19 protein-coding genes are annotated in these 20,767 nt (G+C 30.8%); 9 read left to right on the top strand and 10 right to left on the bottom strand.

Going from position 1 to position 20,767, the window contains the following annotated elements; genetic code table 11:
• Nucleotides 1–6: 6 nt before the first annotated feature.
• Nucleotides 7–993 carry a GTPase ObgE gene (gene obgE / locus RSC72_RS02290; protein ID WP_332546446.1) on the bottom strand — a complete coding sequence of 329 codons (987 nt, stop codon included), beginning with the start codon at nucleotides 991–993 and terminating at the stop codon, nucleotides 7–9.
• A gap of 152 nt (nucleotides 994–1,145) precedes the next feature.
• Here obgE and RSC72_RS02295 point away from each other — a divergent pair, with 152 nt between their 5' ends.
• The 3 genes from RSC72_RS02295 to RSC72_RS02305 all read left to right on the top strand — a co-directional run bounded on the left by RSC72_RS02295 (nucleotide 1,146) and on the right by RSC72_RS02305 (nucleotide 4,581).
• The gene (locus tag RSC72_RS02295) at nucleotides 1,146–2,174 is read left to right on the top strand and encodes a quinone-dependent dihydroorotate dehydrogenase (RefSeq protein ID WP_332546448.1); all 1,029 of its coding nucleotides are present in this window, start codon (nucleotides 1,146–1,148) and stop codon (nucleotides 2,172–2,174) included.
• A 135-nt stretch (nucleotides 2,175–2,309) separates the two neighbouring features.
• Nucleotides 2,310–3,191 carry an alpha/beta hydrolase gene (locus tag RSC72_RS02300; protein WP_332546449.1) on the top strand — a complete coding sequence of 294 codons (882 nt, stop codon included), beginning with the start codon at nucleotides 2,310–2,312 and terminating at the stop codon, nucleotides 3,189–3,191.
• Between the two features lie 133 nt (nucleotides 3,192–3,324).
• A complete protein-coding gene (locus RSC72_RS02305; protein WP_332578400.1) occupies nucleotides 3,325–4,581 on the top strand; it encodes a MutS-related protein in 1,257 nt (418 codons plus the stop codon).
• Between the two features lie 51 nt (nucleotides 4,582–4,632).
• Here the strand turns inward: RSC72_RS02305 and RSC72_RS02310 are convergent, their stop codons facing one another.
• From RSC72_RS02310 to kdsA, 4 genes are all read right to left on the bottom strand, one after another.
• Nucleotides 4,633–5,211, bottom strand: coding sequence for an adenylate kinase (locus tag RSC72_RS02310; RefSeq protein ID WP_332544912.1), 579 nt, complete (start codon nucleotides 5,209–5,211; stop codon nucleotides 4,633–4,635).
• Nucleotides 5,212–5,218: 7 nt separating this feature from the next.
• Nucleotides 5,219–5,755: a hypoxanthine phosphoribosyltransferase gene (gene hpt, locus RSC72_RS02315; protein WP_332544910.1), complete on the bottom strand. Its 537-nt coding sequence runs from the start codon at nucleotides 5,753–5,755 to the stop codon at nucleotides 5,219–5,221.
• A 63-nt stretch (nucleotides 5,756–5,818) separates the two neighbouring features.
• Nucleotides 5,819–7,180, bottom strand: coding sequence for an oxygen-independent coproporphyrinogen III oxidase (gene hemN, locus RSC72_RS02320; RefSeq protein WP_332544908.1), 1,362 nt, complete (start codon nucleotides 7,178–7,180; stop codon nucleotides 5,819–5,821).
• A gap of 67 nt (nucleotides 7,181–7,247) precedes the next feature.
• Entirely contained in the window at nucleotides 7,248–8,057 is an 810-nt protein-coding gene (gene kdsA / locus RSC72_RS02325; protein ID WP_332544906.1) for a 3-deoxy-8-phosphooctulonate synthase, read from the bottom strand.
• A 76-nt stretch (nucleotides 8,058–8,133) separates the two neighbouring features.
• On the opposite strand from kdsA, the gene RSC72_RS02330 reads away from it, so the two are divergent.
• Nucleotides 8,134–8,367, top strand: a complete 234-nt coding sequence (locus RSC72_RS02330; protein ID WP_332544904.1) for a uroporphyrinogen decarboxylase — start codon at nucleotides 8,134–8,136, stop codon at nucleotides 8,365–8,367.
• A 15-nt stretch (nucleotides 8,368–8,382) separates the two neighbouring features.
• Nucleotides 8,383–9,501 (top strand): glycosyltransferase, encoded by a 1,119-nt coding sequence (locus RSC72_RS02335; protein ID WP_332544902.1) that lies wholly within the window; start codon nucleotides 8,383–8,385, stop codon nucleotides 9,499–9,501.
• Nucleotides 9,502–9,527: 26 nt separating this feature from the next.
• On the opposite strand, the gene RSC72_RS02340 is transcribed toward RSC72_RS02335, so the two are convergent.
• From RSC72_RS02340 to rpmH, 4 genes are all read right to left on the bottom strand, one after another.
• A complete protein-coding gene (locus tag RSC72_RS02340) occupies nucleotides 9,528–10,340 on the bottom strand; it encodes a 2OG-Fe(II) oxygenase (RefSeq protein WP_332544900.1) in 813 nt (270 codons plus the stop codon).
• A 51-nt stretch (nucleotides 10,341–10,391) separates the two neighbouring features.
• A complete protein-coding gene (locus tag RSC72_RS02345; protein ID WP_332544898.1) occupies nucleotides 10,392–11,285 on the bottom strand; it encodes a glycosyltransferase family 2 protein in 894 nt (297 codons plus the stop codon).
• 77 nt (nucleotides 11,286–11,362) lie between these two features.
• Nucleotides 11,363–12,055 carry a cell division ATP-binding protein FtsE gene (locus RSC72_RS02350; protein ID WP_332544896.1) on the bottom strand — a complete coding sequence of 231 codons (693 nt, stop codon included), beginning with the start codon at nucleotides 12,053–12,055 and terminating at the stop codon, nucleotides 11,363–11,365.
• A gap of 82 nt (nucleotides 12,056–12,137) precedes the next feature.
• The gene (rpmH, locus tag RSC72_RS02355; RefSeq protein ID WP_092906023.1) at nucleotides 12,138–12,296 is read right to left on the bottom strand and encodes a 50S ribosomal protein L34; all 159 of its coding nucleotides are present in this window, start codon (nucleotides 12,294–12,296) and stop codon (nucleotides 12,138–12,140) included.
• A gap of 359 nt (nucleotides 12,297–12,655) precedes the next feature.
• Between rpmH and gyrA the strand changes: the two genes are divergently transcribed.
• Both gyrA and RSC72_RS02365 read left to right on the top strand, forming a co-directional pair.
• Nucleotides 12,656–15,229: a DNA gyrase subunit A gene (gene gyrA, locus RSC72_RS02360; protein ID WP_332566052.1), complete on the top strand. Its 2,574-nt coding sequence runs from the start codon at nucleotides 12,656–12,658 to the stop codon at nucleotides 15,227–15,229.
• Nucleotides 15,230–15,233: 4 nt separating this feature from the next.
• Nucleotides 15,234–16,430, top strand: coding sequence for a tetratricopeptide repeat protein (locus RSC72_RS02365; protein ID WP_332544886.1), 1,197 nt, complete (start codon nucleotides 15,234–15,236; stop codon nucleotides 16,428–16,430).
• A gap of 159 nt (nucleotides 16,431–16,589) precedes the next feature.
• On the opposite strand, the gene surE is transcribed toward RSC72_RS02365, so the two are convergent.
• Nucleotides 16,590–17,354, bottom strand: coding sequence for a 5'/3'-nucleotidase SurE (surE, locus tag RSC72_RS02370; protein ID WP_332544884.1), 765 nt, complete (start codon nucleotides 17,352–17,354; stop codon nucleotides 16,590–16,592).
• A gap of 192 nt (nucleotides 17,355–17,546) precedes the next feature.
• On the opposite strand from surE, the gene RSC72_RS02375 reads away from it, so the two are divergent.
• Nucleotides 17,547–19,619 (top strand): carboxy terminal-processing peptidase, encoded by a 2,073-nt coding sequence (locus tag RSC72_RS02375; RefSeq protein WP_332544882.1) that lies wholly within the window; start codon nucleotides 17,547–17,549, stop codon nucleotides 19,617–19,619.
• Nucleotides 19,619–20,731: an ABC transporter permease gene (locus RSC72_RS02380; RefSeq protein ID WP_332544880.1), complete on the top strand. Its 1,113-nt coding sequence runs from the start codon at nucleotides 19,619–19,621 to the stop codon at nucleotides 20,729–20,731. Before RSC72_RS02375 ends, RSC72_RS02380 begins: the two co-directional genes overlap by 1 nt.
• Nucleotides 20,732–20,767 lie beyond the last annotated feature (36 nt).

Consider the following 20,767-nt stretch of genomic DNA (forward strand, 5'->3'; position numbering starts at 1 on the left):
AGTTAATTATTCATGTAACTTATCCCACAAAATATCTTTCAATTCTGTGATTCCTTCTCCTGTGATAGACGAAATAAAAGTTGTAATAATATCTGTTGGTAATTGTGCTAAAATTTCAGCTTTTAATTCATCATCTAACATATCTGATTTAGAAATTGCTAAAACACGGTCTTTATCCAACAATTCTGGATTAAATTTCGTTAACTCATTCAACAAAATATCATATTCTTTTCCGTAATCTTCCGCATCTGCAGGAATTAAGAATAATAATGTAGAATTACGTTCAATATGACGTAAGAAACGATGTCCAAGACCTTTTCCTTCGGCAGCACCTTCTATAATTCCAGGAATATCCGCCATTACAAATGACTTATGATTACGATATTCTACAATTCCTAAGTTAGGCGTAAGCGTTGTAAACGCATAATCTGCGATTTTTGGTTTTGCAGCAGAAACAGCAGATAATAAAGTTGATTTCCCAGCATTCGGAAAACCTACTAAACCTACATCGGCTAATATTTTTAACTCTAATGTTACTTGTAACTCATCACCATCTAAACCTGGTTGTGCATAACGAGGAGTTTGACGTGTTGCAGAACGAAAATTCCAGTTTCCTAAACCTCCTTTTCCTCCTTTTGCGATAATCAATGCTTGACCATCTTCCGTAATTTCTCCAATAATGTTTCCTTCTTCATCTCTGGCAATAACACCAATCGGAACATCCAAAATAATATCTTCTCCGTCTGCACCAGTAGAACGTGATTTACCACCACGACCACCATTTTTTGCACGGAAATGTCTTTTAAAACGAAATTCTAATAAAGTCCAAAAGTTAGAATTACCAACAATCGTAATATTACCACCACGACCACCATCACCACCATCTGGACCTCCTTTATCGATATATTTTTCGCGATGCAAACTTGCTGAACCCGCACCACCGTGTCCGGCTCTACAATTGATTTTTACGTAGTCAACAAAATTTGATTGCATAATTTTTTCTTTTTTATATAAATAGTCTGCAAAAGTACGATTTCTAAAGTTTATATTAAAATCTAATCGCTAATAATCAAAATCTTTCGAAATAATTTAAAACAGTTCGCTGGTTAATTCGAATATTAATTGGATATTCTTAATTTTGCAGCATGTACAAACAAATCAAAAACATTCTTTTTCAATTACAGCCCGAAGAAGCACATCATTTTGTGACACGCAACTTACAAAATTATGCGGCTTTTCCTGGAGTTGGAAAATTATTGGACAAATTTTATCAATATAATCACCCAAGTTTAGAGCGAGAAGTTTTCGGAATTAAATTCAAAAATCCGATTGGTTTAGCCGCAGGTTTCGATAAAAATGCCGAATATATTGAAGAATTGAACCACTTCGGATTTGGATTTATTGAAATTGGAACTGTAACACCAAAACCTCAACCAGGAAATGATGCGCCACGAATGTTTCGTTTGGTTGACGATGAAGCAATTATTAATCGAATGGGTTTTAATAATAAAGGTGTTGATTTTGCAGTTTCTAAACTAAAAGAATTAAAAAATCGTGATCAATACATAATTGGTGGAAATATTGGTAAAAATAAATTGACTCCAAACGAAGATGCTGTTGATGATTATATCAAATGTTTCAATGCGTTGTTTGATTATGTTGATTATTTTGTGGTAAATGTAAGTTCGCCAAACACGCCTGGACTACGCGATTTACAAGAAAAAGAACCCTTGTTGTATATTCTGAATTATTTGCAACAATATAATAATCAAAACGAAAATCCTAAGCCAATTTTACTTAAAATAGCACCAGATTTAACCGATTCTCAATTAGATGATATTATTGATATTGTGACAGAATCTAAAATTTCGGGAGTTATTGCTACAAATACAACTATTTCGAGAGATGGATTAATTTCTGATCCTGAACTAATAAAAGAAGCAGGTGGCGTTTCGGGAAAACCACTTAAAAATCGCTCTACAGAAGTGATTCGTTATATTTCAGAAAAATCAAACAAAGCTTTTCCTATTATTGGTGTTGGCGGAATACATTCTGCCGAAGATGCGAAAGAAAAACTGGAAGCTGGTGCAAGTTTATTACAGGTTTATACAGGTTTTATCTACGAAGGTCCACGTATTGTGAAAGATATTTGTAAGGAATTGGTTGAGAACTAAATAAAATATTTACGATTAGTTTTCGTTTACTTTTATATAAATGAATTAGTTACAAACAATCTAATGAAAAAAGTATCATTAATAAAAAAAACAATCAAATTTTTAATTTATAGTTTAATAATTTGTTTCATTTTCATGAATATTATTTCATTATTTCATTCATATAAATTTACTCATTTTCAAAAAGAAGAAAGCTCTAACAAAACTCAATCACCAAGTAAATTAAATACATTAGAGAAAATTAATACGTTAATTTTTGGCGTTAATAATCCGAAGCCTAAATATATTGGAGAAATACCGACCAATACAGTTTCCAAGAAACTACAAAGTAATGTAGAAATAGAAATTTGGGAAAATATTATTCCAAATTCTAAAGGAATTGTTTTACTATTTCATGGTTATTCATCAGAAAAATCTTCACTTATTAAAAATGCAGAATTTTTTAATAAAATGGGATATTCTACTATTTTAACAGATTTTATGGGTTGTGGAAATTCGGAAGGATATCAAACTACAATTGGTTATTTAGAAGCAAATAATGTGGCTACAGTATATAATTATGCCTTAAAAAGTAACCATAATATCATACTTTATGGTAATTCTATGGGAGCAGTTTCAATTATGAAAGCTATTTCTGAATTTAAACTAAATCCTAAAAAAGTAATAATTGAATGTCCTTTCGCTACAATGCAACAAACTGTAGAAAATAGATTTGAGAATATGAATGTTCCTACTTTTCCACTTTCTTATTTATTAACTTTTTGGGGTGGTACAATAAATGGTTTTTGGGCTTTTAACCATAATCCAGAAGAATATTCTAAAAACATTACTCAACCTGTTCTTCTGATGTACGGAGCAAAAGATAAGAATGTAAAAAGAATTGAGATTGATAATATTTTCAAAAATATTAATTCAAAAAACAAAAAATTAAAGATATTTGAATCAGCTGGACATGAAAACTATTTAAATCATTTTTCTAACGAATGGGAAAAATCAATTTCAAATTTTATAAATTAATCATAATTTCAAATTATAAAAATCTAAAATAAATTCAGGTTGAAAAATAAACAAAGGATTCTCGTTGTGAGAATCCTTTGTTTTGAATATAACTTTTTCTTATTTTTAAGGATAAATAAAATCCTAAATTAAAATGAGTAATAATATCAATGATTTAAATTTAAAGAAAGAGATTTTTCCTTTATTTGATTATTGTTTAAATGATATTTCTAAATATAAATTGTTTGATTTACTAAATTTCACCTTAAAAAATAAAGAAGAAATATACGCTCGACAAATTATTATAAAGGGTTTTATAAAAAATGAATCGAACTTAGAAAATTATACTTATTCTAAAATTTATTTTCATCAAGTACATAATTTCTTGACACAAGCTTCTTATGATGAATTAGATATTTCTAAACTTGATTTAATCATTTTCTCAAAAGTAAAACAAGAAATACAATCAAAAATAATTCAATTTACTTCACTTTTTGAAAAAATTTTAAATTCATTTCTAAAGAAAATAAATAAAACTGATTTCCCTACTTCTTATGTTAAAGACTTAGATTATATGATTGATTTTATCTCATTTTTCGAAATTGATTATTATAAATCATTGAATAATTATAAGATTAAAGACATTATTTCTCTTTCAAAAAAAATAAAATCTAAGAAAAATGAGTTTCAGAAATTTTATGATATTCTTTTAAAATCTGAAGCGTATTTCTCTATATCACAAGGTTGTATATTTAATAAATTTACATTTCCATCATTTATAGATCATGATATTTCGATAAAAGATGTCTATCATCCACTTCTGGAAAAGCCTGTATCTAACGATGTTTTTTTTGATAAAAATGTAATTCTTTTGACGGGACCAAATATGTCTGGGAAATCTACTTTTTTGAAAAGCATTTTTATAAGTATTTATTTAGGTCATCTCGGGATTGCTGTTCCTGCGAAAGAAGCTAATTTTCCGTTTTTTGATTATTTCTCGATTTCAATAAATCATCAAGATGATTTAAAAAGTGGTTATAGTCATTTTATGAATGAAATTATATCATTGAAAAAAGTTTTAGAAAAATATCATGAAGGAAAACGTTGTTTTGTAATTTTTGATGAACTTTTTAAAGGTACAAATATTGAAGATGCTATTGCGATAAGTTCTGAAACTATAAAAGGATTGTTGACTTATAATGCATCTTATTTTTTAATTTCAACTCATTTACATTTATTAAATAATCTTAATGAAATTAAGGAAAATAAAACTGGAAATTTCTATATAGAAAGTCGAATAGAAAACAATAAACCAATCTTTACTTATAAGTTAAAAGATGGTTGGTCTGATTTAAAAATTGGTCAAATTTTATTTCAAAATGAAGGAATAACATCACTATTATCAAAATAAAAAAAGGATTCTCAATTGAGAATCCTTTTCTGTAATATGTAAAAGTAGTTCTTATAAAACTTCTTTGATTGCTGCGTTCAATTTTTCAGTAATATCTTCTATAGTACCTACTCCATCTATTTCAACCCATTTTCCTTGCGCTTTGTAGTGTTCCGCTACAATTGCAGTTTTTGTATAATATTCTGTGATACGATCACGAATAATTGTTTCGTCTACATCATCAGCACGACCAGATGTTTTTCCACGCTCTAATAAACGTTGAACTAAAATTTCGTCATCTACAACAAGAGCTAAAGTTATCGTAACTTCGCTATCATATTTATCTGTCAAAATTCTATCTAAAGCCTCTGCCTGAGAAGTTGTACGAGGATAACCATCAAAGATATAACCTTGCGGATTTGGATTGTTTTCTAAATGATCAACAAGCATATTTGTTGTTACCTCATCAGGAACCAATTGCCCTTTGTCCATATAAGATTTCACCAATGCTCCTAACTCAGTTTCGTTTTTCAAGTTGAAACGAAATAAATCGCCCGTTGAAATTTGAGGAGTTTGGTATTTTTCTTCTAAGAATTTAGCTTGCGTTCCTTTACCACTGCCAGGAGGTCCGAACAATACAATGTTTAGCATTTTATTTTTAATGTTTTATTTGATAAATATCTGGTAAATTTCTTCCTAAACCATCGAAATCTAACCCGTAACCTACTACAAATTTATCTGGAATAGAAATTCCAACTAAATCTACTTTTAAGTCTTTTTTGTAAGCTTCTGGTTTGAACAACAATGTTGCAACTTTAAGAGATTTCACCTTTTTTTCTTGTAAAATACGGTGTAATTCTACTAATGTATTTCCTGTATCTACAATATCTTCTAAAATAATTACGTGACGACCTTCGATATTCATTGGGATATCCATCTCAATTTCAACTTTTCCTGTAGACTCGGTACCTTCGTAAGATTTTAATTTCAAGAAAGAAATTTCGCATTCTCCTTGGTATTGTTTTAAGAAATCGCTGAAAAACATTACAACTCCGTTTAATACACCGATAAAAATTGGTCTTTCGTCTTTGTATTCTTCGTAAACTTCGTTTGCCATGTTTTTGATAGCATGTTCTATTTCTTCAAACGCGATGTACGGTATAAATTTTTTACCGTGGATTTCTATTTCTTTCATTATTGTGAGATATTCAAATATATACTTTTTTTAATAAAGATTCGCAAATTTATCTAAAATTAATTAGATTGTCATTGAGAATATTCGTGTTTCGGGTTCATTATCTATCATTCTCTTATCGAATGGCATACAAACATTTCTTACGAATGGACGACCTTCTTCTTTTACGATTAATCCATCTTGAACAAACTCTATCAAACCGTCATTCACCATACCTTGTAACATTGCTTTTATACGATCTACATCGTTTATTTTAGCATTTTCGTCTGCCCAAGATGTTTGTAAATTACACATCAAATTTAATATATGACGACGCATAATTAAATCTTCTTCTGATAAAATATGTCCTTTGAAAACTGATAATTCTCCGTTGTTTATTGATTTTTCGTATTCTTCTACCGTCTTCTCATTTTGAGCAAAACTGTACCAAGAATCACTGATAGACGAAACTCCCAAACCAACCATTAATTGTGTTTTAGAAGAAGAATACCCCATAAAATTACGGTGCAACGTATCATTTTTCATTGATTGATACATTGAGTCTTGCTCTAAAGCAAAATGGTCCATTCCTACTTCGAAATAACCCATATCCTCGAACATTTGCTTTCCTTCTTCGTACAAAGCACGTTTCAATTCTGGCGATGGTAAATCTTCGTCGTGAAAACCACGTTGACCAACACCTTTTATCCACGGCACATGCGCATAGCTATAGAAAGAAATACGATCTGGATTTAATTGTTTTGTCAAATTAATTGTTTCCGTCATTCCTTCCATCGTTTGATGTGGAAGTCCGAAAATTAAATCGTGAGAAACAGATGTAAATCCAATTTCGCGCGCTTCTTCCGTTGCTTGCTTCACATTCTCGAAAGGTTGAACACGATTTATCGCTTTTTGTACTTTAAGATCATAATCTTGTACACCGTACGAAATTCGTCTAAAACCTAAATCAAATAAAACTTGTAGATGCTCTTTTGTTGTATTATTTGGATGACCTTCTAAACTAAATTCATGTCCTTCGGCAATATCCGCATATTCAAAAATTCCATCTATTAATTTCTTCAGATTTTCTGGCGAAAAAAATGTTGGTGTTCCTCCTCCCAAATGTATTTCTTTGATTTTGGGACGAGTAGAAAACAAATCTACATATAATTTCCATTCTTTTAGCACTGTATCGATGTACGGAACTTCTACTGAATGTTGTTTCGTAATACGTTTGTTACATGCACAAAATGTACATAAAGCCTCACAAAATGGTAAATGTATGTAAATTGATATTCCTTCTGCTTCATTACTTTCATCGAAAGATCGTTGAAAAGTTTCTATCCAACCTTGTTTTGTGAAATTATCATTGTCCCAAAAAGGTACAGTTGGATAACTTGTATAACGAGGTCCTGGAATATTGTATTTCTGAATTAAATTATTCATATCTAAAAAATTAAAAATACTTAACCATTTGATTAAGTATTATTTAATAAATTATTTTAAAATCTTATTATAGAATTGATTGACGAACTCTAACCAATTTTGTTAACAAACCTTCTAACAAGTCTAATTGTAACATATTTGCTCCATCACTTTTTGCATTCTTAGGATCTGGATGCGTTTCTATAAACAAACCATTAGCTCCTACTACAATACCTGCTTTGGCAATTGTTTCTATTAACTCTGGTTTACCTCCAGTAACACCTGAAGCCTGATTTGGCTGCTGAAGTGAGTGTGTAACATCTAAAATAACTGGTGCATAATTTTGCATCACAGGAATTCCACGATAGTCTACCACCAAATCTCCATAACCTAGCATTGTACCACGCTCTATAATTGCAACATTACTGTTACCAGAATCTGTAACTTTTTCTACTGGAAATTTCATTGCTTCTGGCGAAAGAAATTGTCCTTTTTTTAGTGTCACATGTTTACCCGTTTTTGCTGCTGCAACAACTAAGTCTGTTTGACGAACTAAAAATGCAGGAATTTGTAAAACATCAACATAAGCCGCTGCCATTTCTGCATGAAAAGGCTCGTGGATATCAGTAGTTGTAGGTACATCAAAAGTTTCTCCAATTTTCTGGATAATTTTTAATGCTTTTTCATCTCCAATTCCTGTAAAACTATCAATACGAGAACGATTTGCTTTTTTGAATGATCCTTTAAAAATATAAGGAATCTCCAATTTATCTGTAATAGTAATTACACGTTCCGCAATTCTCAACGCCATATCTTCACTCTCGATGGCACATGGACCAGCAAGTAAAAAGAAGTTTGACGAATCTTTGTGTTTTATGTTTGATAAAGTTTCTATCATCTTGCAAATTTAAGCAAAGTTATCGACTTATTTTTCATAATTTTGCCTATACTTTATCATTCTTATTTATCGTTTTATGGATTTTTTATCTAACATCAATGTAGCCGATATTTTTGGTTACTTGGCATCAGTATTTATCGTATTAGCATTCTTTTTTTCAAAGATTACAACCATTAGAGTTATCAATGCAATTGGTTGTGTATGTTTTGTAATTTATGCATGGATGTACGATGCTTGGCCAGTTCTTATACCAAATGCTATTTTATTTTTAGTACAAGCTTATTATATTGCTTTCAAACCTGGAAAATAATAAAACATACTGAAATTGAAAATTCTATCTGCTGTTATAAATAACATTGAAACAGATCAACGACTTGATAAAGTTTGCCATTCTTTAATAAGTTTTGGATATGATGTCGAATTAATTGGGACAACTTTACGTGGAAAACCAAATTTGAATAAACCATACAAAACGCATTTTATTGACATGAAAAATCAATCTTCTGCAAAAATGTATGCTGAATTTAATTTTAAATTATTTTTTACATTATTAAAAAAATCAGACAAAAAAACTATTTTATTAGCCAATGATTTAGACAGTTTATTACCTTTTTATTTGGTAAGTAAACTATATCGTTTGCCTTTGGTTTTTGATAGTCATGAAATTTTTTCGGAGTTGCCTTCTTTAAACAATCGTCCAAAAACAAAAAAAGTTTGGAAAACCTTAGAAAGATTTTTAATTCCGAAAGTCAAGCACTTTTATACCGTAAGCGATGGATATGCAAATTGGTTCAAAAAAGAATATGGCGCTAATCCGGCTGTGATTAGAAATGTTCCCAACCAAACAAAATTAAACGATAAACAAGATTTTATTTTCTTTCATCTACCTCCAAATCCAACTAACGAAAAAATTGTAATGTATCAAGGCGCAATCAACATGAGTCGAGGAATCGATAAAATGATAGAAGCTTTTTTACATATCGATAATTGTCAATTTTGGATTGCTGGCGATGGGCCTAAAAAAACAGAATACGAACAAATGGTGAGAGATTTAAATTTGACCAATCGCATCCATTTTTTAGGAAATATTCCCCCAAAAACTTTAAAAACTATTACACCTTTAGCCGAAATAGGAATGAGTATGGAAGAAGATCTAGGTCTAAGCTATCGTTATGCTCTACCGAATAAATTATTTGACTTTATGCAGGCTGGTATTCCAATTTTAGGAACAAATCTTCCTGAAATAAAAAAAACAATAGAAGAATATAAAGTAGGAAAAGTGATTGATAATCACAACCCAAAACATATTGCAGAAAAATTACAAGAAATCTTAAACGAAGGAAAAAAAGCGTATAAAACAAATTTACAAGAAGCTGCAAAAGAGCTTTGTTGGGAAAATGAAGAAAATAAATTAAAAACTATTTTCGAACAGATAAAAAAATAGATTAGCAAAAACTAATCTATTTTTTTTTATTTTTTATAAATATGTGAATTTTCGACAATTCCTTTCTTAAAAATCTTACGCACTCCCATTCGTAGCGCATTATCAACTTGTAAAAATTGATCTAAAACTTTTTGTTCAGGACGTCCTCTAAACGAGGTTACATGAAAAGTATCTGTTTTTCTTAATGGTTCTTTCGAAAAATAATAATTCGAAACACATTTTCTAAATCCGTCATACACAACTGGCGAAACCGAGTGCAACGAATTGTTATGTGTAGCCATAACAGCTAATCGATTAAATTTACTAAAAATGGTTATTTGATCATTTTTCAGACCATTTGGCCATATCTCTAAATTCCCACCATATTCTTCTTTCCAATTTGGTGTTACATAGTACAATAAATTCAAAACTCGCCACAATTCTCTTTTTGCATCGTGCGAATTATCCAAATGTGGCTGTAAAAATTGGCTATTCCCCATCATAGACAATCCTCCTGCATAAAGAGATGTATCTGGAATTGGTTGCTTTATTTCGCAAATTTCTGCAATCAAATACACAATTCGCTCGTCTTGAAAGGCATAAATGATTTCCTCTAAATCAGAATGATATTGATTCATTTGAACAGCAATATATTTATCTTCTTTCAAACTTTTTTTCAAAACCATGTCTTCCTTTTTTGGAAAAACTTGACTTATTTCCAAAGCTAAATCCTCTGGCAATAAATCATCAATCCAGAAATATCCGATTTCATTTTTACTACTATTATACTGTTTTTTTATTTCTTCTTTTTTATCAGAAATCCGGTGTAGAATTATATTTGCATACTCAGTTCGGTTCATATTTTAGTGTTAATTCATATAAATTTAAGAAAATTTCTATTATTAAATTTATTATTTGTGATTCATTTTACTCAAAAGCAAGTCTAATTTATAAATTTGAAAAATGTTGATAGATGGATTATTAGAAATTAAATTTCTATACATAAAAGGTCTTATTTTTTTGAATAGAATCCTAAATAAATAAACCAATTTATATTTTTTTAATTTTAAATAAAATTCAACCAATCGAGTATTATCTATAATATTATCTTGATTTTCATACAATCTAATCATACTCTCAATTGCTAAATTTGTCTTATTCAAAAAACATTTATTACTCTCTAATCCTAGGTGATAAACTCTATTTTCTATAAAAAGGACGTTAACATCAATATTTTTTAAACTTAAACCAAAAAGTGTATCTATACCACCATATAATTTTTTGTCTGATTTAAATTTATTTTTTTGCAATACCGATTTATGAATTAGAAAATTACATGTTTTAAAGTTTAGATACGGATTTTCATTCGCTTCTTCTGTAGCCTGAACTTCGTATTTTCGTCCATATTTCCAACGTAAAATTCCCTCAGATGGTTCTTCATCTTGATACAAAAGTCCACCACAAAAAACCTCTTTTTTATTTCTTGTTAACTGCAAATATTCTTTTAAAAAAAACTCTTTTACAGGTAAAACGTCCGCATCTAAGTAAATTAACCAATCATATTTCGCTAGAGTAAACAAAAAATTAAGTGCATCTGCAATTCCTTTATTTTCATCTGAAATATAATACGTAAATCCAAACTGATTAATTATTGATTGATTACATTCAACCAAAGATTTATTTGATGAAAAATCATCATAAAAAATAACTTCTATCTCAGTTTCCAACTCAGAAATCTGACGATTTAACTCCTCAGCTAAATCTCTAATATTCCAGTTATAGACAGGAACTAAAATTGAAATCATACGAATTGTTTAAAAATAAAAAAAGAGTCTACATAAATGTAAACTCTTTCTTTTAAAATATATTGTTTTAAATAATTTTATTCTGTAATTGCTTCTACAACTTCAAATAATTTTCCGTCCTCACAACGTACTTTACGCGCAGGATAACGACGAATTATCTCATAATCGTGTGTTGCCATTACAACTGCACAATTATTTTCTTTAGAAACCGATAATAACAAATCCATAATATCATTAGATGTTTCTGGATCTAAGTTTCCTGTAGGCTCATCGGCCAAAATAAGCTCAGGATGATTAAGAAGTGCACGTGCAATAGACACACGTTGTTGCTCTCCACCAGAAAGACGGAAAGGCATCATCTTCTTTTTAGACAACATACCTACTGAATCTAAAACTTCATTTATTCTATTTTCAATTGCTACTTTATCTTTCCAGCCTGTTGCTTTCAGAACAAACGTCAAATTTTGTTCTACTGTACGATCTGTTAATAATTGAAAATCTTGAAAAACAATTCCTAAATGTCTTCTCAAATCAGGTATTTTACTTGTTTTTAGTGTTTTCAAATCAACACCTACAACTTTACCTTGACCAGTTTGCAAAGGTAAATCACCATAAAGCACTTTCAATAAACTACTTTTTCCACTTCCTGTTTTACCAATTAGGTAAACAAATTCACCTTCGTTAAGCGTAAAATTAACGTCTGATAAAACCAAGTGATTTCGTTGAAATATTGAAGATTGACTAAGTTCAATTACATTATTAGATTCCATACTTTCTAAAGTCTTTGAGACAAATGTAAAAAAAAAGCTTGAAAGAAATACTCTCAAGCTTATTTTTTATGATTTGAAAAGATTATCTTTTAGCTCTTACGTCACTAATAGATACTGCTGCTCTTCCTTTTTTTCTACGAGCCGCTAAAATTTTGCGTCCGTTTTTAGAAGCCATACGCTCACGGAAACCGTGTTTGTTTCTTTTCTTTCTGTTACTTGGTTGAAATGTTCTTTTACTCATCTTTACTAAGTTCTAATCCATTACTCGAATGGGTTGTAAATATACAGTTAATATTATTAATTCAAAAATCAAATTGAAAATTACAAAAAATATGAATTAATAGATAAACCGTGTCCGTTCTACAATTTGTAATTTTCGAAGTGCAAATATAAAAACATTTTTTTGTTTAGCAATAAAAATTTAAAACAATAACTTATAAATTTTATTAACAATTCTTATTTTAAATCTAAATTTTATCAATCTAATCAAAAATTAAAAATAAAACCTTAAAACTTTCACAAAACATCAAATAACTTGATTTCGTCACATTCTTTTATGGTTAATTTTTGTATCTTAGCCACCTTATATATCAAAACAATATGACTGAAGGAGAAAAACTAATCCCAATTAATATTGAGGATGAAATGAAATCCGCGTATATCGATTATTCGATGTCGGTAATCGTATCTCGTGCGCTTCCAGATGTGCGCGATGGTTTAAAACCTGTACACCGTAGAGTATTATTCGGAATGTATGAATTAGGTGTATTTTCTAACCGTTCTTATAAAAAATCTGCTCGTATCGTTGGAGAGGTTTTAGGTAAATTCCACCCACACGGAGATAGTTCGGTATACGACGCAATGGTGCGTATGGCGCAACCATGGTCTTTACGTTATATGCTTGTAGACGGTCAAGGTAACTACGGTTCTGTAGATGGTGATCCACCTGCTGCAATGCGTTATACCGAAGCAAAACTTCAAAAAATCTCAGACGAAATATTAGCTGATTTAGATAAAGAAACTGTTGATTATCAATTCAATTTTGATGATACAATTCAAGAACCAACAGTTATGCCAACAAAAATTCCGACACTTTTAGTAAATGGTGCTTCGGGTATTGCTGTTGGTATGGCAACTAATATGGCGCCACATAACCTAACAGAAGTAATTGACGGTACAATTGCATACGTAGAAAACCGTGATATTACGATTGACGAACTTATGCAACACATCAAAGCGCCTGATTTTCCTACAGGAGGAACAATCTATGGCTACGATGGTGTAAAACAAGCTTTCGAAACTGGACGTGGACGTGTTGTTTTACGTGCTAAAACAAATTTTGAAGAAGTACATGGTCGTGATTGTATCATCGCAACAGAAATTCCTTACCAAGTAAATAAAGCCGACATGATTGCAAAAACTGCAGAGTTGGTGAAAGATGGTAAATTAGATGGTATTTCTGAGATTCGTGATGAATCTGACCGTAAAGGTATGCGTATCGTTTATGTACTAAAAATGGATGCTGTTCCTAATGTAGTACTTAACAAATTATATAAATTTACTCAATTACAATCTTCTTTTAGTGTAAATAACATTGCATTAGTAAAAGGAAGACCTGAGCAATTAAATCTAAAAGATTTAATTCATTATTTCGTAGAACACAGACACGAAGTTGTTATTCGTCGTGCTGAATACGAACTAAGAAAAGCACAAGAAAGAGCACATATCTTAGAAGGTTACATGAAAGTAATCGGAACTCAAGATGACTTAGACCGTGCAATCAGAATTATTCGTGGCGCTGCAACTCCAGAAGAAGCTCGTAACGAATTGATGTCTGCTTTCGAATTATCAGAAATACAAGCTCGTGCTATTTTAGATTTACGTCTACGTACATTAACAGGTCTTGAAATTGATAAAATCCGCGAAGAATACGAAGAAATTATGAAAATGATTAATCATTTGAATGATATTTTAGCAAACGAAGATTTACGTATGCAAATTATCAAAGATGAATTAATCGAAATTCGTAGAAAATATGGTGATGATCGTCGTACAGATATTAATTATGCTGGAGGTGATCTTAATATGGAAGATTTAATTCCTGATGAAAAAGTTGTTTTAACAATTTCTCACATGGGTTACATTAAACGTACACCACTTTCTGAATACCGCAAACAATCTCGTGGAGGTGTTGGTAACAAAGCAGCAACTACACGTGACGAAGATTTCCTAGAATACATGGTTTCTGCATCAAACCACCAATACATGTTATTCTTTACCGAAAAAGGAAAATGTTTCTGGATGCGTGTATTCGAAATTCCAGAAGGATCTAAAACATCAAAAGGTAGAGCAATTCAGAATTTAATTAATATCGAACCAGATGATAAAGTAAAAGCTTATATCCGTACACACGATTTAATGGACGAAGAATACGTAAATAATAATTACGTAATTATGGTAACTAAAAATGGTATCATCAAGAAAACATCTTTAGAAGCTTACTCTCGCCCACGTTCAAACGGAATTAATGCAATTACAGTTCGCGAAGGCGATGTTTTATTAGAAGCATTATTAACAGATGGTAAATCTCAAATTATGATTGCTTCTCGTTATGGTAAAGCTATTCGTTTTGAAGATGAAAAAGTTCGTCCAATGGGTCGTACAGCATCTGGAGTTAGAGGAATCAACTTAGGTGACGCACCAGATAATGAAGTAATTGGTATGGTCGTTGTTTCTGATATGGAAAAACAAACTGTTTTGGTTGTTTCTGAACAAGGATACGGAAAACGTTCATCTATAGAAGATTATCGTGAAACAAACCGTGGTGGAAAAGGTGTAACAACTTTGAACATTACAGAAAAAACAGGAAAACTAATTGCGATAGAAGCTGTAACAGATGAAGATGATTTAATGATTATCAACAAATCTGGTGTAGCAATCAGAACTGGTTTAGATGAAATTCGTGTAATGGGACGTGCAACGCAAGGTGTACGTTTAATTAACTTGAAAAAGAACGACGAAATCGCTGCAATTGCAAAAGTTGAAGTTGAAGAAGAGTTAGAAGACGAAGTAGAACTTGACGAAGACGGAAATCCAATTGTAGTAGAAAATTCAGACGATACAAACGAAACTCAAGCAGAAGAAACGCCTGCTGAGGATCCAAATAATGAATAATCAAATGAAGAAATTATTATTTAGCTTAGGTTTAGTTTTGGCAATGTCAACATCATTTGCACAAACAAATACAGAAGAATTAACAACAGACCCTACTGTTTTAGCAGAAAAATATAACAAATCTGCTAAAGAAAATTTAGTAAAAGGAGATGTATCAAAAGCTAGTCAAGATTTAGCAAAATTATCAAAATACGAAAATGGCAAAGCTTGGCAAATAAAAAATAAAGACACAAAACAAGACGAATTTTATTACTCACAAGCAGATTTAGACAAAGCAACAGCTGGTAAAAATTATGCTAAAGCAAAAGAAGTTGTTTTACAACCGAAATATGGTTTTTTATTGCAATCTGAGGTTTCTAATTTAGCTAACAAAGAATTAGATGCAGCTAACAAAGCAATGGATGCAAAACAATATTCGGAAGCAGCTGTAAAATTCTTAAATGTTTATAATTTAGTTGAAGCGCTAGGTACAAAAGAAGAAATTTACAAATACCAAGCAGCAATTTGTTATTATAACGCAACAGAATATGACAAATCTTTAGCAATTATAAAAGAATTAGCTGCAAAAGGATTTACAGGTAAATCTGCCAATCAAACCAAAGATTATAACCGAGATATGTATGTTTTGGCATTAAATGGTTTGTACAATGGTAAAAAATATGATGCAATTGTAGAAGAAGCAACAGCTAAATACCCGAAAGATGTTGATATTAACAACATTGCAACAGGTATTTACCAAGTTTCTGGAAATGGTGATAAAATGCGTCAACGCATAGAAGAAAGTATTAAGATTGATCCAAATAATGCTCAAAATTACTATAATTTAGGTGTTTTATATTTGGATGATGAAACTAAAACCGAAGAAGCAAAAAGCTTATTTAAAAAAGCGATTGAATTAAATCCAAAACATATTGAATCTTACAACAATTTAGTTTTAGCTATCTTGAAAAAAGATAAAGATTATGTTGAAGTTATGAACAATAACTTAGGAACTTCTAAAAAGGAAAAAGATTTATATACAGCAACTGAAACAAAGCGTAAAGCATTATTTACAGAAGCTGTACCTTATTTAGAAAAAATGTACGAATTAGACCCTTCAAACCGTTTGGTTATTCGTAATTTAATTCAAGCACACAAAGCATTAGGAAATGATCAAAAAGAGACTTTCTACCGTAATGCAGAAAAAAATTCAGTAAAATAATTTTTTCAAATAATTCAACAATAAAAAAGGACTTCAATTGAAGTCCTTTTTTATTGTTCTTAAATTTTTCTAATTTCTCAATAGTTCAGAATAACAAATCATGTCAAGCTGAATTTATTTCAGCTTCATAGATTCTTCGACAAACTCAGAATGACAAATCTATAAATCCCAATTTCTTAAATCTGGTAAAAAATGATGAGCCGTCAAATCATAACGAACTGGCACAACAGAAACATAACCGTCAGCTAAAGCACGTTCATCAGTATCCTCACCTTTGTCAAGATTCTTAAATTCTCCACTCATCCAGAAATATGTTCTACCACGAGGATCTTCACGTTTATCAAACTTTTCTTCCCATTTAGCATCAGCTTGACGACAAACTTTTATACCCTTAATTTCAAATTCTTTCAACTTCGGAATATTCACATTCAATACAACACCTTTTGGTAAACTATGCTCTAAAACTTCTGCGATAATTTTCTTAATAAATTTTTCTCCAGATTTAAAATCTGCATTAAAAGAAAAATCGCAAAGCGAAAAACCAATAGCTGGTATTCCTTCAATTCCTGCCTCAACAGCAGCAGACATAGTTCCTGAGTAAATTACATTTACCGATGAATTTGATCCATGATTGATTCCTGAAATACACAAATCTGGTTTTCTTGGCAAAATCTGCGAAACAGCAAGTTTTACACAATCCACAGGCGTTCCCGAGCAAGCATACTCATTTATCTCTTCATCCAACTCTATTTTATCACAAAACAAAGTCGAATTTAATGTTACAGCATGCCCCATACCACTTTGTGGGCTATCTGGTGCTACAACATAAACATCTCCAAATTCTTTCGCCATCTCGACCAAAGCTCTGATTCCTGGCGCAGTAACACCATCATCATTTGTCACTAATATTAGCGGTCTTTCCATATTTTATTGTTACTTTTATTATTCTATTTTACAAATGTAAAAAACTTCCAACTAATTTCTTTTTTATTTATATTTGGGGGACTCGTAAATTATTAATTTATATAAGAACAACGCTATATGTTAATTAAAAAAACATATGTTTTACTATCGTTTCTATCGATGAGTTTACTGGCTTTCTGCTTTTGTAAACCGATGTTAGATTCTAATGATGACAAAGAAAAGCTAATCGTAAAAAATACGCGAAATACTTTAACCTATCTTCATTATAAACCAGCAACAATTGATGATAAATTTTCGGAAAATGTATTCAATAAATACATCGAATACATCGATCCTGGAAAAAGATTTTTATTACAATCTGATTATGATTTATTCAAAAAAGATTATCACAATTTAGATGATTTTTATAAAAATGAAGATTTAAAATTCTATAATTCTACAGCTGACACAATTTATAAACGAATTGCAGAAGCTGAAAAATACTCAATGGAAGCTTTGTCAAAACCATTTGATTATAACCAAAAAGAAAATTATAATATAGATTATAAAACTTCTAAATACGCAAAAGATAAAGCTGGCGCGAAAGAGTTATGGAGAAAATACATTAAATACAATGTATTATTGGAAATTGTATCCATGCAAGATGAGTTGAAAGGCGAAAAGAAAGATTCTATTGATGCGAACTCTTTAAAAGCTGAAGTAGATCCTTTGGCAGACAAAGACAAAAAGAAAATTACAAAGGATACGCCTTTTGCTGAAGTAGAAAAAATGGCGCGTGAAGAAGTAAAAGATTTAATTTCTGATTATTTCAGAAGAATTAAACAAACAAAACGCGAAAATTATTTTTCAATTTACATCAATTCTATTTCTGAACAATATGATCCACACACCTCTTATTTTTCTCCAACAGGAAAAGAAGATTTCGACTTCGAAATGTCTGGACAAATGGAAGGAATTGGAGCAAAATTACAAGACAAAAAAGGATACGCAACAATTGCAGAGTTAGTAATTGGTGGACCAGCTTGGAAAAACGGAAAATTGGAAGTTGGTGATCAAATCATTAAAGTTGCACAAGGTAAAAAAGACGAACCTAAGAATATTGTTGGTATGTTACTAAACGATGCAATTCGTTTGATTCGTGGTAAAAAAGGAACTGAAGTTGTATTAACAGTAAAGAAAAAAGATGGTTCGCAACAACAAATTTCTTTGATTCGTGATGTAATTGAGTATGATGAAGTTTTTGCACGTTCGTCTGTTATTACAGATGAAAAAGGTGATAAATACGGAATTATTTATTTACCAGAATTCTATACTCCAATGGGGAAAGAAGGTGGACGTTATCCTACCGATGATATCAAAAAAGAGATTGAAGTACTGAAAAAAGAAAACATAAAAGGTCTTATTTTTGACGTTCGTAACAATGGTGGTGGATCTTTAGAAGAAGTTGTAAAGATTAGTGGTTTATTTATTAACCAAGGTCCTATTGTACAAGTTAGACGTAGTGATGGTATGTTAAAAATACACGAAGACAAAGACAATTCTATTTCTTATGACGGTCCATTAGTCGTTATGGTAAATGAATTATCAGCGTCTGCATCAGAAATTTTTGCAGCAGCAATGCAAGATTATGGTCGTGCAGTTATTGTTGGTTCTCCACAAACATTTGGAAAGGGAACTGTACAAACAATTTTACCATTAGACCGTAATACTGGAAGCGATGAATTAGGAGCAATCAAGTTAACAATTCAGAAATTTTACCGTGTAAATGGAGGTTCTACACAATTAAAAGGTGTGCAATCAGACATTGCCTTAAATGATCAATATACATTAGAAGATATTAATGAAGGTTCTCGTCCAGAAGCATTAAACTGGGATCAAATAAAACCATTGGTTATTGCAAAATGGCCAACTGCACTTAATTTAGAGCAAATAAAAGCAAATAGTAAAACACGTTTAGCAAACAATGCGCAGTTAAATTTGATGAACGAAAGTTTCAAATTTGTAAAATCTATGGAAGATGTAAAAGAAATTCCATTAAACTTGGTTGATTACAGAGCTTATAGAAAAACACGTGAAGATAAAGTGAAAAAATTTGAAGCGTTAGACAAATACAAAAACACATTCAAATTTACAATGAATCAAAATGATCAAGCAGCAATTAAAAACGATACCGTTTTAAAAGCAAAACGTCAAAACTGGTTCAAAGGTTTACAACGCGATTTTTACTTAAACGAAGCGGTTAACGTTTTAAGAGACATAAAATAATGAAGCAAGAAAACGGTTCATTTTCTCAAATAATATTTAAAAAATTAAGAAAGAACACCCTTGGTGTTCTTTCTTTTAGTGTAATCATATTAGCTGGACTTATTTCTATCTTTTCTTATCTTTTTGCGGCCGATAAAACTGAGAATGCAAACAGACAAGATTTGGCTATTGCATACGCACCTATCGGTTATCAGCAAAAAACAATCGAGATTCCTCTTCCTAACTATGAAGATAAATTACACTTTGTAGATTATTTTTTTGGAAAGAAAATCGATTCAGAACAAATTAGTATTACAGCTTACAAAATCAATAAAAATGAGGTAGAATATGTACCTTATTTAGGCAATGGATTAAGTGGTGAACCTATAAAAGTTAATATTTCTGCTTGGACAAAATACAACATCAATCCAACTGATATTGAATCTAAGTTTATCTATACCAAAACCTATCTTTTAGGAACAGATACTTATGGTCGTGATTTTTATTCGCGATTAATCATCGGAACAAGAATTTCTTTTTTAATTGGCTTTATTGCTGTTTTCATCTCCTTAATAGTTGGCGTAACTTTAGGCGCAATAGCAGGTTATTACAAAGGAAAAGTAGATGATGTTATTATGTGGTTAATAAATGTTGTGTGGTCTATTCCTACGCTACTTCTAGTTATTGCAATTACGTTAGCAATTGGAAAAGGATTTTGGCAAATATTTATAGCAGTTGGACTAACAATGTGGGTAGAAGTAGCACGTGTTGTTCGTGGTCAATTCTTATCTTACCGCGAAAAAGAATTTGTAGAAGCAGCAAAAGCCTTAGGTTTTTCGGATATGCGAATCATTTTCAATCAAATATTACCCAATGTTGTAGCGCCAATTATTGTAATATCTGCGGCTAATTTTGCTTCAGCAATTTTGGTAGAAAGCGGTCTTAGTTTCCTTGGTATTGGAGCTCAACCTCCCACTCCATCTTGGGGAAATATTATAAAAGAACATTACAGTCATATTATTTTAGGCAAACAACATTTGGCTATTTTACCAGGTTTAGCTATTATGTTATTAGTACTTGGATTTAATATTTTCGGAAATGTTTTACGAGATATTATGGATATTAAAAATTAAACAAAACATTCATATAAAAAATGCCTCTGTTATTTA

Origin of the sequence: Algoriella sp. (assembly GCF_036647415.1) — a bacterium.
Taxonomy (GTDB): domain Bacteria; phylum Bacteroidota; class Bacteroidia; order Flavobacteriales; family Weeksellaceae; genus Empedobacter.

Bases quoted from the DNA above. Each gene is read 5' to 3' on its own strand.
- kdsA (WP_332544906.1), bottom strand. From the start codon at position 8,057: ATGATAGAAACTTTATCAAACATAAAACACAAAGATTCGTCAAACTTC.
- RSC72_RS02305 (WP_332578400.1), top strand. From the start codon at position 3,325: ATGAGTAATAATATCAATGATTTAAATTTAAAGAAAGAGATTTTTCCT.
- rpmH (WP_092906023.1), bottom strand. From the start codon at position 12,296: ATGAGTAAAAGAACATTTCAACCAAGTAACAGAAAGAAAAGAAACAAA.
- surE (WP_332544884.1), bottom strand. From the start codon at position 17,354: ATGGAAAGACCGCTAATATTAGTGACAAATGATGATGGTGTTACTGCG.
- RSC72_RS02300 (WP_332546449.1), top strand. From the start codon at position 2,310: ATGAATATTATTTCATTATTTCATTCATATAAATTTACTCATTTTCAA.
- RSC72_RS02340 (WP_332544900.1), bottom strand. From the start codon at position 10,340: ATGAACCGAACTGAGTATGCAAATATAATTCTACACCGGATTTCTGAT.
- RSC72_RS02310 (WP_332544912.1), bottom strand. From the start codon at position 5,211: ATGCTAAACATTGTATTGTTCGGACCTCCTGGCAGTGGTAAAGGAACG.
- RSC72_RS02380 (WP_332544880.1), top strand. From the start codon at position 19,619: ATGAAGCAAGAAAACGGTTCATTTTCTCAAATAATATTTAAAAAATTA.
- hpt (WP_332544910.1), bottom strand. From the start codon at position 5,755: ATGAAAGAAATAGAAATCCACGGTAAAAAATTTATACCGTACATCGCG.
- RSC72_RS02350 (WP_332544896.1), bottom strand. From the start codon at position 12,055: ATGGAATCTAATAATGTAATTGAACTTAGTCAATCTTCAATATTTCAA.
- hemN (WP_332544908.1), bottom strand. From the start codon at position 7,180: ATGAATAATTTAATTCAGAAATACAATATTCCAGGACCTCGTTATACA.
- RSC72_RS02345 (WP_332544898.1), bottom strand. From the start codon at position 11,285: ATGATTTCAATTTTAGTTCCTGTCTATAACTGGAATATTAGAGATTTA.
- gyrA (WP_332566052.1), top strand. From the start codon at position 12,656: ATGACTGAAGGAGAAAAACTAATCCCAATTAATATTGAGGATGAAATG.
- RSC72_RS02375 (WP_332544882.1), top strand. From the start codon at position 17,547: ATGTTAGATTCTAATGATGACAAAGAAAAGCTAATCGTAAAAAATACG.
- RSC72_RS02365 (WP_332544886.1), top strand. From the start codon at position 15,234: ATGAAGAAATTATTATTTAGCTTAGGTTTAGTTTTGGCAATGTCAACA.
- obgE (WP_332546446.1), bottom strand. From the start codon at position 993: ATGCAATCAAATTTTGTTGACTACGTAAAAATCAATTGTAGAGCCGGA.
- RSC72_RS02330 (WP_332544904.1), top strand. From the start codon at position 8,134: ATGGATTTTTTATCTAACATCAATGTAGCCGATATTTTTGGTTACTTG.
- RSC72_RS02295 (WP_332546448.1), top strand. From the start codon at position 1,146: ATGTACAAACAAATCAAAAACATTCTTTTTCAATTACAGCCCGAAGAA.